The organism is Pseudomonas sp. TH08, from assembly GCF_016651275.1.
Lineage (GTDB): Bacteria > Pseudomonadota > Gammaproteobacteria > Pseudomonadales > Pseudomonadaceae > Aquipseudomonas.
Genome location: NZ_JAEKEE010000005.1, coordinates 432,764 through 447,139 on the forward strand (window position 1 = coordinate 432,764; position 14,376 = coordinate 447,139).

At 53.7% G+C, this 14,376-nt stretch carries 10 protein-coding genes and 1 pseudogene; 2 read left to right on the plus strand and 9 right to left on the minus strand.

The window, feature by feature from the left end:
* Nucleotides 1–61: 61 nt before the first annotated feature.
* The 3 genes from ydcS to JFT91_RS25445 all read right to left on the minus strand — a co-directional run bounded on the left by ydcS (nt 62) and on the right by JFT91_RS25445 (nt 3,800).
* Nucleotides 62–1,213, minus strand: a complete 1,152-nt coding sequence (ydcS, locus tag JFT91_RS25435; RefSeq protein ID WP_201234222.1) for a putative ABC transporter substrate-binding protein YdcS — start codon at nt 1,211–1,213, stop codon at nt 62–64.
* Between the two features lie 83 nt (nt 1,214–1,296).
* The gene (locus tag JFT91_RS25440) at nt 1,297–2,754 is read right to left on the minus strand and encodes a gamma-aminobutyraldehyde dehydrogenase (protein ID WP_201234318.1); all 1,458 of its coding nucleotides are present in this window, start codon (nt 2,752–2,754) and stop codon (nt 1,297–1,299) included.
* A 131-nt stretch (nt 2,755–2,885) separates the two neighbouring features.
* Nucleotides 2,886–3,800 carry a LysR family transcriptional regulator gene (locus JFT91_RS25445; protein WP_007967749.1) on the minus strand — a complete coding sequence of 305 codons (915 nt, stop codon included), beginning with the start codon at nt 3,798–3,800 and terminating at the stop codon, nt 2,886–2,888.
* Between the two features lie 310 nt (nt 3,801–4,110).
* Between JFT91_RS25445 and JFT91_RS25450 the strand changes: the two genes are divergently transcribed.
* Nucleotides 4,111–4,827: a tellurite resistance TerB family protein gene (locus JFT91_RS25450; protein WP_201234223.1), complete on the plus strand. Its 717-nt coding sequence runs from the start codon at nt 4,111–4,113 to the stop codon at nt 4,825–4,827.
* Between the two features lie 76 nt (nt 4,828–4,903).
* Here the strand turns inward: JFT91_RS25450 and JFT91_RS25455 are convergent, their stop codons facing one another.
* Entirely contained in the window at nt 4,904–5,350 is a 447-nt protein-coding gene (locus JFT91_RS25455) for a hypothetical protein (RefSeq protein WP_201234224.1), read from the minus strand.
* A gap of 29 nt (nt 5,351–5,379) precedes the next feature.
* On the opposite strand from JFT91_RS25455, the gene JFT91_RS25460 reads away from it, so the two are divergent.
* A complete protein-coding gene (locus JFT91_RS25460) occupies nt 5,380–5,664 on the plus strand; it encodes a hypothetical protein (protein ID WP_201234225.1) in 285 nt (94 codons plus the stop codon).
* 538 nt (nt 5,665–6,202) lie between these two features.
* On the opposite strand, the gene JFT91_RS25465 is transcribed toward JFT91_RS25460, so the two are convergent.
* The 5 genes and pseudogenes from JFT91_RS25465 to JFT91_RS25485 all read right to left on the minus strand — a co-directional run bounded on the left by JFT91_RS25465 (nt 6,203) and on the right by JFT91_RS25485 (nt 14,302).
* A complete protein-coding gene (locus JFT91_RS25465) occupies nt 6,203–6,706 on the minus strand; it encodes a hypothetical protein (RefSeq protein WP_347340652.1) in 504 nt (167 codons plus the stop codon).
* A gap of 853 nt (nt 6,707–7,559) precedes the next feature.
* Nucleotides 7,560–7,708: pseudogene (locus JFT91_RS25470) on the minus strand (Hcp family type VI secretion system effector); the annotation flags it as partial.
* A 14-nt stretch (nt 7,709–7,722) separates the two neighbouring features.
* On the minus strand, nt 7,723–8,391 hold the full coding sequence (locus JFT91_RS25475) for a hypothetical protein (RefSeq protein WP_201234320.1): 669 nt from the start codon (nt 8,389–8,391) through the stop codon (nt 7,723–7,725).
* Between the two features lie 551 nt (nt 8,392–8,942).
* Nucleotides 8,943–12,215, minus strand: a complete 3,273-nt coding sequence (locus tag JFT91_RS25480; protein ID WP_201234226.1) for a hypothetical protein — start codon at nt 12,213–12,215, stop codon at nt 8,943–8,945.
* On the minus strand, nt 12,212–14,302 hold the full coding sequence (locus JFT91_RS25485) for a type VI secretion system Vgr family protein (RefSeq protein WP_201234227.1): 2,091 nt from the start codon (nt 14,300–14,302) through the stop codon (nt 12,212–12,214). The genes JFT91_RS25480 and JFT91_RS25485 overlap by 4 nt, the downstream gene beginning before the upstream one ends.
* Between the last annotated feature and the right edge of the window lie 74 nt (nt 14,303–14,376).

The window sequence follows — 14,376 nt, forward strand, 5'->3', positions numbered from 1 at the left end:
TGAGGAGGCGAGCACTGCCCGGGTGCGGCTGGTCGACGCGCAGTAGCTACCGGAATGACTTTTAGCGGCCGCCCATGATCGCGATGTAATCCTGGGTCCAGCGGCTATACGGCACGAACTTGCCGCCCTCAGCCTGCGGGGTTTTCCAGAAGGCGATCTTGTCGAACTGATCAAACCCGTTGGTCTTGCAACCTTCAGCACCGAGCAGTTCGCTCTCCTTGCACGCTACCGGCACCGCCGGCAACGAACCAAACCACGCCGCCACATCGCCCTGGACTTTCGGTTTCAGCGACCAGTCCATCCACTTGTACGCGCAGTTCGGGTGCTTGGCCTCGGCGTGCAACATGGTGGTGTCGGCCCAACCCGTAGCGCCTTCTTTCGGAATGGTCGAAGCAATCGGCTGTTTCTCGTTCATCAGACCGTTGACCTGGTACGGCCATGCGCTGGAAGCGACGACGCCTTCGTTTTTGAAGTCGCTCATCTGCACCGTGGTGTCGTGCCAGTAGCGGTGGATCAGCGGCTGCTGCGCACGCAACAGATCAAGCACGGCTTTGTACTGATCTTCGGTCAGTTGGTACGGATCCTTGATGCCCAATTCAGGCTTGGTCGACTTCAGATACAGCGCCGCGTCGGCGATGTAGATCGGGCCGTCATAAGCTTGCACGCGGCCTTTGTTCGGCTTGCCATCGGGCAGATCCTGCGCGGCGAACACCACGTTCCAGCTGGTCGGCGCGGTCTTGAACACGTTGGTGTTGTACATCAACACGTTCGGGCCCCACTGGTACGGGGCGCCGTAAGTCTGCTTGTTGACCACGTACCACGGCGCGTCTTTGAGGCGCGGGTCGAGGGTATTCCAGTTCGGGATCAACGCGGTGTTGATCGGTTGCACACGCTTGCCGACGATCAACCGCAGCGACGCATCGCCCGACGCGGTCACCAGGTCGTAACCGCCCTTGGCCATCAGGCTGACCATTTCGTCCGAGGTGGCGGCGGTTTTCACATTGACCTTGCAGCCGGTTTCCTGCTCGAAACCGGTCACCCAGTCGTAGGCCTTGTCGCTCTCACCACGTTCGATGTAACCCGGCCAAGCGACGATATCCAGCTGACCTTCGCCAGCGCCGACAGCCTTCAACGGCTCGGCAGCTTGCAGGCTAGCGCTGGCGAGCAGGGCCGTGGTGATTGCACTGAGCAGTGCGGTCTTGTGCACGAACATGGTTGAACCCTCTTCTTTAAATTATGGTCGGGGCAGTTTTGAACGCGGTGAAGCGTGCCGTTTTCGGCTTGTTATTAGCGTAGTCAGAGATGCTGGCCGTGGCGGGCCATGATGTGCCGCACCACGCTGTAGTCCTGCAGCGAATCGCTGGATAAGTCTTTGCCGTAACCGGAGCGTTTCAGCCCGCCGTGGGGCATTTCGCTGACCAGCATGAAATGGCTGTTGATCCACGTGCAGCCGTATTGCAGGCGCGCGGCAACCTGCATCGCCTTGTCCAGATTCTGCGTCCACACCGACGAGGCGAGGCCGTATTCGGAATCGTTGGCCCAGTCGACGGCCTGCGCGAGTTCATCGAAACGGGTCACGGTGACCACCGGCCCGAACACTTCGCGCTGAACGATTTCGTCTGTCTGTTTGCAACCGGCCAGCAGCGTCGGTTGATAGTAGAAACCGGCGCCGGAATGCACCGCCGCACCGGTCACGCGTTCGATGTGCGGCTGACCGAGGGCGCGTTCGACGAAACTGGCCACGCGGTCGCGTTGGCGGGTGCTGATCAGCGGGCCAATCTCGTTGTCGGCATCACGTTTGCCGGCGAAGCGCAGGCTGCTGACGGCGGCGCCGAGTTCGGCGACCAGTTTGTCGTGAATTCCGGCCTGCGCGTAGATCCGGCAGGCGGCGGTGCAGTCCTGCCCGGCGTTGTAATAGCCGTAAGTGCGCACGCCATCGACCACGGCTTGAATGTCGGCGTCGTTGCAGACGATCACCGGGGCTTTGCCGCCGAGTTCGAGGTGCGTGCGTTTCAGGGTTTTCGCGGCGGCCTGGAGGATTTTCTGGCCGGTGACGATATCGCCGGTCAGCGAGACCATGCGCACTTTCGCGTGGCCGACCAAATGGCTGCCGACGCCTTCGCCGCCACCGCAGATGATGTTGATCACCCCGCGCGGGAGGATTTCGGCCAGCGCTGGCGCCAGGGCGAGGATCGACAGCGGCGTGTGTTCGGACGGTTTGAACACCAGCGTGTTGCCGGCGGCGAGGGCCGGGGCGATTTTCCACGCGGCCATCATGATCGGGTAATTCCACGGCGCAATCGAGGCGACCACGCCAATCGGATCGCGACGCACCATGCTGGTGTAGCCCGGCAGGTATTCGCCGCTGAGCTGTCCGGTCTGGCAACGCACAGCGCCGGCGAAGAAACGGAACACATCGACGGTCGCAGTCAAATCGTCCTGACGCGCAAGGTGCAACGGTTTGCCGCAATTCAGTGATTCGAGACGGGCGAGGTGGTCGGCGTGTTTTTCGACGGCGTTGGCGATGTCCAACAACAGATTTGAACGTTGCTGCGGCGTGGTGCGCGACCATTCGGCGAAGGCACGGTGGGCGGCGAGGATCGCGGCTTCGACCTGCTCGGTGCTGGCCTCGGCGATGTGCGTAAGGATTTCACCGGTGGCCGGGTTGAGGATCGGCTCGACAAAGCCTTCGCCAGCGACCAGTTCGCCGTCGATCAACAACGCGGTACACATCGGGGTCTGCGCGCCAGCCATTTTCCGCGATCTCTTTTCTTGTGTGGCCATTGTTGCTCCCTGATATCGGGAGCCGACCGTCTTATAGATGCAGCAAGACTAGTGCGCGGCTCCGAGGTCGACAAATTCTAAATACTGAAGGCAGCATTCGATTAAATAGATGGCTTGCGTCCACCGTGGGGTTGCTCACGGGCGACGGTCAGGAACGGATCGACCAGAGCGGGCCGCGCGGTACCACGGCGCCAGGCCAGACCGACGTCGAGGGTCTGATTGAGGTCGGCGATGGGCCGCGCCTCGATGATGTCGCCTTCCAGTGACCACGGGCGATACGTCATGTCCGGCTGAATCGAAACGCCCAAACCCGCCGCAACAAGGCTTCGCACGGCCTCGGTGGAGGCTGTTCTCAGGGTGATTTTCGGTTGCAGCCCGGCGCCGCGCCATAGGCGTTGGGCATTGCGATCCATTTCATCGACGTTGAGTTGAATCAACGGCTCGCGGGCGACGTCGGCGAGATTGATGCTGTCGTGCTCCAGCAGCGGATGTTGGGCTGGGAGCCACAAACGGTGCGGCGAGTGAGTCAGGACTTCGGTCTGCAACGCGTGACGATCCTCGAGGTTGGAGAGAATTAAAACGCCAACGTCGATCTCGCCGCTGACCAGCAAATGCTCGATGTAGGGGCGCTCGTCTTCCATCACGCGGATCTCGACGTTGGGATAGGCGCGCTGAAAACGGGTGAGTAGATCCGCCAGGTAGTAACCGGCGACGAGACTGGTCACCCCTACGATCAACTGCCCGGCGACCTGATCGGTGCTCTGTTGAAGGCTGCGTTTGGCGTTGTCCACCGTTGCGAGAATCAAGTGCGCCTGACGTAGGAATTGATGACCCTGATGCGTAAGGGTCATGCCCTTGGCGTGACGACTGAAGAGGCTGACACCGATTTCCTCTTCCAGTTGCTGGATCGCCAAAGTCAGGGTCGATTGGGAAATAAACGCGGTTTGCGCAGCAGCGGAGATCGAGCCGGTCTCGGCCACCGCGATGAAGTGACGGATCTGACGCAGGGTCATCATGCGAGGAGTACCCGGTGGGCGGTTTTTATAGATGGGTTGGAGTGTATATCTATTTTTCAGTGGTGCTACGCGCGCCATTAATCGCCACTGTGGCGAGGGAGCTTGCTCCCGCTCGTCTGCGCAGCAGTCGTCAACCTTCGCGGTGGCGTTATCTGGAAATGGGGCCGCTTCGCAGCCCAGCGGGAGCAAGCTCCCTCGCCACAGGGGCAGCAAGCAACATCTGGAAGCACACTCGCTGGCCGGTACCGGGCACTTTCGAACTAGGCTGAGGGCCTTATAGATCCGGATAACCCCTGTTTGGAGGCGGAACATGAATACCCGTGGATTGCTCGATCAACTACTCAAATCCGGCCAGGATCTATTGCAGAACAAGGCTGGCGGGTCGCAGAACAAGTCGTCTGCCGGAGGTCTTGGCGGCTTGCTCGGCGGATCGTCCGGCGGCGGCTTGGGTGGCCTGCTCTCCGGCGCGGGCGGCGGAGCATTGGCGGCTGGCGCCATGGGTCTGCTGCTGGGCAGTAAAAAAGCCCGAAAGGTCGGCGGCAAAGTCGCAGTCTACGGCGGCCTCGCTGCGCTGGGCGTGCTGGCCTATAAGGCGTACGGCAACTACAACGCCCAAAAAGGCACCGCACCACAAAGCGAACCCCAGACTCTGGATCGCCTGCCGCCCGCACAGGTCGAGCAACACAGCCAGGCCATTCTCAAGGCACTCGTTGCCGCCGCCAAAGCTGACGGCCACATTGATGACCGTGAGCGTCAACTGATCGAAGGCGAATTCACCAAACTCGACAACGATCAGGAATTGAAGAACTGGCTACACGCCGAACTCAACAAACCGCTCGACCCTGCGGACGTCGCTCGCGCAGCCAGCACGCCGGAGATGGCGGCTGAGATGTACATCGCCAGTGTGATGCTGGTGGATGAGGAGAGTTTTATGGAGAAGAGCTATCTGGATGAACTGGCGCGGCAGTTGAAGCTGGAGCCGGGGTTGAAGGTGGAGTTGGAGAAGCAGGTGCGTCAGTTGGGCTGAAATAAACTCTTCGTAAGCACATAGCAGAGGCGCTATCCCCTTCATCAGTCGTGATGGAAGGGGGCGCATTGTTCTTTCAATGCAGGCCCGCAGCCTTGCAGGCTTCGACAACGCTAGCGCCTTTCTTGTCAATGGCAGTTTTAACCACTTGGTTGGCCTTCATCAGCGCAGCGCTTGGCTTGGCCCACTGCTCTGAAGGGAGAGGCTCTGACCATTTTTGTACCTGATCCGGCAGGGTAGGACGGCCCATACGGTGACCCCATTCCGCCAACATGTACGGCATTTTCCAGAAGCTCAGCACCCGCCAGATGTACCAACGACGTAATGGCCATAGTGTTCGCTTGGGATGGCCATAATGCTCGCGCTCCTTGTCCGAAAGGTCGGCGCCTTCGTCATTCATCTTGCACATCCAGCGAGCGTCATCGCGCTCGATTTCAAAGGTGTGCAACCCTTCGTAGTGCTTGAGTCTGTCTCCAGTTGGAATCAACCCCAGTGCATCCAGCATCGGATTCGGCGCATCCACTACTTGGCCATCCTCCATGTAGTTGCGGATTGATTTCCACATTCCCAAGGCATGTGCATCACTGGGTTGCGGCAAAAGAAGAAACTGCACTTTTCTTTTGCGTCATCTTCCAGACACATGCCGAAGGTGTATTGGCGGGCGGCGCCATAACTGGTGATGCCTTGAGTGTTTGCGACCCGAGCGACTATTTCTTCCCAAGGTACTACCAGCACTTGATCGGTTTTACTGTCGACGTAGCAAAACTCGCATCGTTGGCGATTGAAGCGAATTGGATATTTTTTTCAGAAAATATCACGCCGGAAAACATACCGTAAAAATAAGCATCTATAAGGATAAGGAGCAGCAGTAAGGCGCTAGTTGTCTTTAGAAAAGTAAGTAAAATGCTCAGAGGGTCGGGAAAGTTTTCAGGGTAAAGAATATGCCGGCAAGGATGATAAGGCTTGGAATTATGAAGGCGGTAACTAATGCCATCCAAATTATTGCAGTCGATATTTTTCCGTGCTCAACCATTCCTCAATTACTACCACCAACTTTGAGGAAGGTATCATTCATGTCGGAAAAATTACGGCTAGATCCTTGATCTTGCCCTGTGTAAACGGGTAGTGGTTGCGTATTTCCCCGCGCAAGATTGCTGACTTCGGATATCCGGTGTTGAAGATGTCTCTAAAGCTGTGTTGCTGCGTATGAAAGAACTCATATATATTGATTGTCGCCATTTTTTATTTGCGAAAATGTTAAAGTCACGTTTGTAAGTGTGGCTGAGGGCCTTTAAATAGCTGAGTCTGCAGGTTAATAACTCGCAGAAGGTTTTCAGTTCTAATAGTGTTTTATTGGTTTTTTAACGTTCGCTTGTTATGAGTTATTAATTTTAAAATAATCCATAAAGTTTTTCCCTTCTGAAAATGCTTTTCGGATCTCAAGGGTCTGATTTAATAGTTCCTCGCTTGGTTTTACATGTTGATCGAGTGGAAGCGGTTTTGACCACTCTAAAACTTCTTTGGAGAAGCTCGCTTTCGGTCGGTTGTTAATCCATGCGGAAATGTAACATGGCAAGGTCCAGCCGCTAAAGAACTGGATTATTAAAAAGCCAAAGAAATACCGTATTGATGAGTGTTCTTCACGGTAGCTTTCACGGCACAGATTAAAGAACTCAACAGACCCTTCCTCAAGTTCGTCAGTATAGTCTTCCGGAAGGCTGTTGATGCCCTCTTCCATATAAGTTCGGACCATCTCCCATTCCGAAACTGCCAAGGCGAAACTACCACATTGTATAATGTTCCATAAAATATCTCCGTTGGAACTGTCGCGCAGACCGATCATCAATTTGTACTCTGGCGTGACGGAGTACTGAGTCACTAATTTTCCAGTGGATACGCATGTAATCACGCTTTCCCATGACACATATCTTGGTTGGTCTCCTTTTTTTGCGATATATACAACCGCTCTGCGTTCGCGGTTGAATCTGAGGGGGGTGTGAGGAAATCTCATTGGCAATTTTTATGAAATAGTAAAGGTAGAGTGCTGCAATCGACAAGATAATAAACCATATGACAGGGTTGAAAAAGAAACTTGCCCAAGCGCTGAAAAAATGTTCCGAGTGTCTCCTTACCCAAGAAGCAAAAGCAGAGAATAGTAAAAGAGAAGTGACAATTAGCATAATCGAACCAATGCCGATTCTAGCCATGAATTCAAAGCTTCCTTGGCCAACTGAAAAATCAAGGAAAGTATTGTTAGCGCTGCGATGTAATTGGCGAGCGCTAAACGGTAGGGAGCCAGTAGGTAGTGGTTTTGGAGATAGATATATTAGCTCTAAATCATTTTCTTTTTCAAAGTCGCCGGCACTTGGTAGACGTTGATATTTGCTGTTAGTCACGTAACTTCTCCGCTGTGATGTCAATCCATTTCAGTGGTGTTTTACTAGGTTTGATTGAGGTTTCGCCTTTGAGCGGTTTATTTGTAACAGAAAAATTTAGGCCGATCGAATAAAATAGAAAACCGTCGTCGGACTTTAGCGGGGCGGTGGCGATGTCTGGCTGTACGCTGAAGCGTAATCTCAGTTGGGAGAGTTCGCTGCACCATTCGTTCGGTACTTCTAGCTTGAAAAGTAGGGGTTGTGACTTTCTACTTTGAAAAGATCGGTTACGGTTAAACCGACATCCTTTTCCTGATTTGCTAGCTGGGATATAAGTTCGGAAGCGATCAACCGTAATTAAACGACTGGAGCACGCCAGTCATCGGAACCCGAAGTACCGGATATTTCGTGGGGCCAGGTGATTTTGCGGTAGGTGAACTGCACTTCTCCAAGTGGGTGAAGTGCGAGTTGCCTGGATCCTGGCAGTTGTACATTTTGTTGTTAATGGCGGCATAGGTAATCATGAACGATGAATATTATCGAAGTCATCGGCTTTCGGAGTTGCATGTATCCCTTTTGCTTCTTGAGCGCGGTAATATGCCTCAATCGTCAACGATGGATCGATACGCGCTTTCACGATGCAGGGTTCTTTTTGCCATGGATATTGCTGCAACTGCTTGGCCAACGACTTCTGGCCGCCTGTGATCCATCCTTTCTCCGACTGTTCTCTCCATCGTCGTGGGTTGCGGCCAGTTTTTGCGTCGTGGGCGACTGTCACGGGATCAAGTTGGCGACTTTGCTCAAGCACAGGCAGGTCAGGCAGCGGCTGCGTGATATCCATGTAGCGTTGTAGACAATCCCAAAAAGCGAGTGCGTTGGCCTGATCCAGCCCCAGCGAGTGAACCTTGGTCGCCAGGCAAATTTTGTTGTCGGTATAGCGATGATGCAGCCACAGCGCGTAGTCGTGGGAGCCGAAGCCATTAGGAAGTAACTGAAGCACCGGGTCGAACTCTTCAAATGGTGCAACGAATAGCTTGCGGAAACGCCTTTTGAACCTGAGCATGCCATCAGTTCGATTAAATTCGCTGCCATCGTGCGTGCTGATTTTGCTATGAAACCACAATAATGCGTCGGTTCCGAGGGAGGCTACGAAATATAGAAAGACGCCTGCCCACAGGGCGATACTCATTGAGCTCGTATTGAATAGTGAACCTTTTAACCAATAGGTAGTAATTGCACCGGCTACAAATCCTAAGACTTGCATGTGGTGAACAAACTTATTGCCCGTCATGAATAACACTAGAGAGGTGAGCATCAAAATGGCAGTGGAAATACCAATGAACGCGCCACCCGCAGTGCCAGGGGCTCCATGTCCTAACTCTATTCCTATGGAACCGAAGACCCCAAGAGTCCAAGGTGCCCAAATGAACGAAAAACTTACGAGCTTAAGTACGAAAAGAAAATGTGGCACTTTGCTGGAGTTTTGAAATTTCCAGTGTTTATTTGTGCAGTAGGTTTCTGTGTCGTGCTCGTCTTTTTTATTCGGGGCGGCGAGTTTGATAACCTCAAATTGTGAACTGACTTCCACCTCCGGCTCTAAATTGGCATAATTACCAAATGCTAGATGAGTGTTAAACATTCCGGTCCGGTTGGCATCCTCCGGCCAGCGAGGTGGTGGTAAAAGCTTTTTGCTATCACTTCGGTATGCTCCACTGGCATAGGTGCTATTTATATCTGTAATCATACTTTAGACTCGATTATTTCAATCTGCCAATAAGGTGGTGCGTCTTCGGGTGAAATATTGTCCGGAGGTGTTTGGCGATCCCTAATAGTGAATGGTATCCATTTCTTAGGGCTAGGTTGAGGCAGTACTAGGCTCTCATCTGTTTCGCTGACGCTGAGTTCAAATTGAGCGCTTATTTTAAGCCCTTCGGTCATTTCGAAGCTGTAGCGTTGCAGTGGAGTGAGATGCATAACTGGAAGGCTAGGTGATAAAATGTATAACACGCTGGTCGCATCTAGTGGCAAAGCAGATATTTTTGGGCTTGCCGCGGGAACGCGATTATATCGTTTGACAGATAATAATCCAGACTTCTCCAGTCTGGTTTGGAATTCTTGCGCGATCAGTCGAAATTTTTTATCATTTTCGAACATTGACAATAACGGCGAGCTGAGAACTACAGCCCAATCGTTGTCATCCAGCATTTGCTTTTCAGGAATCACACATTCCAGTGCTGAGTTAGCCTTCTTCGACCTATTAGTATCTGCGTTTTGTAATGCTAGTCGATGGGCGGTTGGTGCCTTTTTACGCCATTCAGATAAGCGCTCTACGAAAATCTGAGGTCTTCCGATTATCCCAAGAAGCTGCTGGTAAGCTATTTTCTGGTCTTTTAAATGTGTGAAAATATCATGCTTGCCGATGAGGGTGTCTAGCATTCCTGTCTCGGCAAATTGAACGCCAAAGGGACCTTTTTTTACAATTATTTCAGTGTCACTATCAGTAAATATATTTGCAGCAATTGTGCCTCCAATAGTCATCACTACGCCAGCGAGTAAGATGTATGGATTTACAACAAGGCCTAATCCATAAGCGCCCCACAAGCCGCTGCCAACTGCAACAACTCCATACGCTGCTGCTGCATCAGTATCGCCTTGACTGAAGGATCGGTAACTGTCCCAGCCACCAAGCACCGCTCCTCCAAGTGTTGCAATGCCACCTATCGAGCGAAGTAATGGTAACTTAGAGCTACCAGTTTGATTTTTTAAGTTTCGTGCCCAGCTCGTAGAAATTTTCGCTACGTCAAACCGCGGCTTAGTTAGTTTTAGCTCCATCGTCGAGCCGAGTAGTAGCTTGCTGTGACTTCCCAATGCTGCAGATAAATCTAATGTTGCACTGGCTATCCCAGCGCCGCCTCGCAGTGACTCGTTGCTGGCGTTAAGGTCTTTGTACGCTTTTATTTGTGCCCATAGATTATATGTTGCAAACGCTACCATTAATGTTGGCACCGCTTTGTTCTTATCTAAAACTTTTGTTGTTGAACTCATTTGCACGCGGAAGGCGCTGTAGTTTGCCAAGTCTGGGTGGTTTTTTGGTATTGCAATTACAGTTAAGTCACGCAAGCTTGGTTGTGATGAGCGAGTTATTCGTGGACTTGTGCTACCTATAACTTCTCCAGATTGATTATGTAGCGTTGCATAGCGATAACTTTTTCTCGTCAATGCCTGGCGTTCGCTTTCAGTGAGCCCTCTGCGCAACCCCGCTCCCTGTACGCCAATAATTACGTAATCTTGTGCGAGCGCTTGACCCTGTTGCATCAATTTTATAGTTGAGATTTTTGGTAGTAACGCCGAAAGTGTCGAAAAAGTTGGCGTGAATATCCGGTCGAGTTGGATTTTCGAGGCGTCCTGAGACAATCGGCTAATCTGCGCTACTACGCTTGCGCCAAAATTATCGAACAGGTCAGCGAGAAAATAAACGAAGCTTTTCCCCGCGCTTGGCTGGTCCACTGCACCTGTTAACCCAGATGTCAGAATCAGAGTGCTTAACCCGATCAGGGTTGGGTCAGGTAATTGAGCTCTGTCTCGAAGTTTGATCAGTCGTTTGACTGTATCTGGAAGCTGTTCTGAGCTTTTCGCTAATAGTAGTGACCCGAGCGGGTGCTCACCTTTCAATATGGCCTGACAAATGCGATTTGAGGAGGCAGTAAGCTCTTTATATCCTTGACCGGTGTACATTGCATCGCAACGATTCGGAAGTTGATTAAGTGCCTCAATTATTTCGGTCATTAAGCTGTAAGGCTCTAAAAGACCCTCATCATTCCTATGGCACCAGTCGAGAAGCACTGTATGCAATTTACTGTCGGTTGCGTTAATAAGACCAAGCAATCGTGCTGCCAATTTTTCTCGACATTTTTTTCGCTCGCCTTCGAATACGACACTCTCCAATTTGGGCAGATCGACTTTGTCTTTTAAGTCGGCTAACGGCCCGGCAAGCGTGCTGTACAACACTTGGGCATAACGACCGTGTTGCTGATGGGGAACAAGAGCATTCAGGGTCTGTAGATAATCAACGCATTCGCGAATCTGCGCCGTCGCATGGCGCACTTCATATAGCGGATCATCGAGAATCATGCCAATTAGTTGGGGGTAATCACGCAGTGCCTTTTGGGCTAGCAAATCCTCTCCCGCCTCCAAGACTGGGAGAGCCGGCGGTGGCGCAAGTTTAATCTTTTGAGCCAGCTCTTCTTTGCGCTTTTGTAGCTTCAGGATTAGCGCATCGGGTTTGAATGCTGCGAAGTCCGGAGTGAACTCCGCAGGATCTTCCATAGCAGCTTCAATGCTGAAATCGCGTGAACGTAGACCCTTGGTAAGTTTTTTAATCGGCGTCGCGGGGTGAATTGAGGTGGCCTTCCAGATAGTGGTCTCACCTGCTGCGGCTGCCCAGGCGGAGGCCATATTTTGGCTGCGTGCCTTGATGCGGCTTGGGTCTTCTTCCAGCCAAGTGATGTATTCCCATGTCCAGGAAACTTCGCTGAAGGCCATGCTGAATTGTCGACCCACAAATCGGCCCTGAAGAAACATCGGCACTAGAATCAGTTGCTGTTTAACGCCCACCGGCTCGCGTTTATCGGCGTTGCCTTTTTTATCCGCGAGTTTCCGCCAGTGAACCAGGTCAACTTCGGACAGTTGTCCTTTGCCGTCGGTAACGAGTTCACGCCAAACCTTGTTGTTTTGGAATACATAAACGCGGCCCACACGCGGTACGCCGCCTTGCAGGGTTTCATTGAGCTTGTCGTGGCCCGGCAGGCGGGCCAAAGGGGTAATCGCGAGCAAAGTATTTTGCTGGTACTTGTCCAGCTCTTCGGTGGTTTTCGCATCCACCATGATAGGGATTTGCAGCTTGCCGCCATCGATTCGATCAACACTTAGTGCTAATCGTGATTTCTGATCATTATCGTAGTCAGTCTTCTTGCGCGTCCCTTCGGTAATGGACTTGTCCTTGAACTCACTCATGCCTTGTCCTCTGGCCCCAACAATTGCAATTGACTGCCCAAATCCGGGTCTCCCCACACGTCTACGATGAGCGCCTCTTTGCCTTTCTCGCTGGTTTTTCTTGGTGCGGCCGTGTTGACCGGTGCGTTGCCCAGCGTTTGCCCGACCGGTGCGGTATCGGCCGGCTTGGGCGGTACAGGAAGTACCGCAGTAGCGCCAGTACCGCTTCCGGGGCTGCCGCCGGAGTTGATGTTGATCACCGGGCCGCTCATGGTAACGCCAGCGGAGTCGATCTTGATAAAGCTGCCCCCTCCGATCAGCGTCAGCTCAGCTCCCGCTTCCAGCACGACCTTGATGCCGCTATCAAGATGGATTTCCTGCCCGGCATCAATGAACTGCCCAGTACCAATCTTGACGTGCTGATTCACCCCAACCGTCAGGTGGTCACTGGCCTGCGCCTCAACCTTGCGGTCTTCATAAACCGTGTGATGTTCTTCGGCCTTGAATTCCGTGTAGCTGTTCTTCTCAACCGTATCGTGCCGCTCATTGCCGACCCGAATCTTCTGGTCGTGCTCGATGTTTTCATCCCAATCGCGCTGGGCATGCAGATAGATCTGCTCCTGACCCTTCTTGTCCTCGATGCGCAGTTCGTTGTAACCGCCACCGCCCATTGAGCTCAGGGTTTTGAACGTCGTGCGGGTCTTGTTCGCCGGCAGCGCGTACGGGACGGTGTTTTCCTTGTGGTACAGGCAGCCGCTGATCAGCGGTTGATCGGGGTCGCCTTCGAGGAAGGTGACGAGGACTTCCATGCCGATGCGCGGGATGGCGATGCCGCCGTACTGGGCGCCGGCCCAGGCTGAAGACACGCGTAGCCAGCAGCTGGTTTTGTCGTCGGCCTGGCCTTCGCGGTCCCAGTGAAACTGGACTTTGACGCGGCCGTACTGGTCGCAATGGATCTCTTCACCTTTGGGACCGGTCACCACAGCGCTTTGGCTGCCGAGGATGCGCGATTTGGCGTGGCGCAGGGGCGGGCGGTTGGGTACGTCCCACGGCGTGGCCTGGAAGCGGTTGCGGTAGCCCTGGTGGAAATCGTCTTTGAGGGCGGTGGTGTCGCTGGTCACCGATTCTTCGAGCACTTGCGGCTGTTTGCCTTCGTGGTGGACTTCGGTGAGCAGCCAGAGGTCGTTCCACTTGGCTTTCGGGTGCGCAGTGAGCGCGAGGAAATGGCCGCTGACCAGCAACGGTTGATCGCTTTTGCCTTCGGCCAACTGGAAGTCGCTGCGGTGGCGTTCGAGGGCGCGTTTGGCCAGGTGTTTGCCGCGCTCGCGGTCGACGAAGCGGCCGGGGTAATCGTAATCCTCGAGGTCGGGCAGGGCGTCGCCACGGTTTTCGCTTTCGAGGGTGATTCGCGGTTTTTCGAAGTCGTAATCGCGGCGCGTGGTGCGGCTGGTACGGGTTTCCAGGCGCAGGTCGAAGCGCTTGATCACCGGGTCGCTGGCGACCATGCCGGAGTCTTGCTGATAGGCCACGGGTTGGAGTTTCGGGAACACCGTCTGGTCATCGCCGAAAATCAGTTTGTGCGCCGTGGCGCTGTGCTGGAAGTGGTAATGGATACCTTCTTCCTCGCACAGGCGCTGGATGAAATGCAGGTCCGACTCGTCGTACTGCACGCAATAAATGCGCTCGGGGTAGACCGAGCCGGTCTGGAAGGCGTAGGCATTGCTCTGGATGCCGTGTTCTTCGAGGACCATGCCGATGATTTTCGGCACGCTGAGGTTCTGGAAGATGCGCTGGTTGATGCGGTGCGCGAGGTACGCCAGTTGCGGGCGCAGGGTCAGCGAATAACGGGTCAGGCGTTTGCCCGAGTCACCTTGCGCGGCGCGGTAGATCTGGCCGTGGATGCCGCTGCCGTCGGGCGACAGTTGCAGGAAGGCCGGTTTGTGCAGGAGGGTTTCGAGGTCCAGCGACGGTTTTTCACTGACCAGTTCCACCTCGAAAACGAAGGGCTGGCTGATGGCTTCCCGGCCTTGCAGGGTAAACACCTGAAAGTCGGCGGGGAGACCTTCGATGGTCAGGGCAAAGTGGGTTTCATTGGCCGGCGCGAACATCCGTTGTTCCTCGTGCTGTACAGCGGCGCGCGTCGACGGCCGCAAAAGCGGGTCAACGTACGCTAAATTCTGGA

Bases quoted from the DNA above. Each gene is read 5' to 3' on its own strand.
- ydcS (WP_201234222.1), bottom strand. From the start codon at position 1,213: ATGTTCGTGCACAAGACCGCACTGCTCAGTGCAATCACCACGGCCCTG.
- JFT91_RS25440 (WP_201234318.1), bottom strand. From the start codon at position 2,754: ATGGCTGGCGCGCAGACCCCGATGTGTACCGCGTTGTTGATCGACGGC.
- JFT91_RS25445 (WP_007967749.1), bottom strand. From the start codon at position 3,800: ATGATGACCCTGCGTCAGATCCGTCACTTCATCGCGGTGGCCGAGACC.
- JFT91_RS25450 (WP_201234223.1), top strand. From the start codon at position 4,111: ATGAATACCCGTGGATTGCTCGATCAACTACTCAAATCCGGCCAGGAT.
- JFT91_RS25475 (WP_201234320.1), bottom strand. From the start codon at position 8,391: ATGAGTATCGCCCTGTGGGCAGGCGTCTTTCTATATTTCGTAGCCTCC.
- JFT91_RS25480 (WP_201234226.1), bottom strand. From the start codon at position 12,215: ATGAGTGAGTTCAAGGACAAGTCCATTACCGAAGGGACGCGCAAGAAG.
- JFT91_RS25485 (WP_201234227.1), bottom strand. From the start codon at position 14,302: ATGTTCGCGCCGGCCAATGAAACCCACTTTGCCCTGACCATCGAAGGT.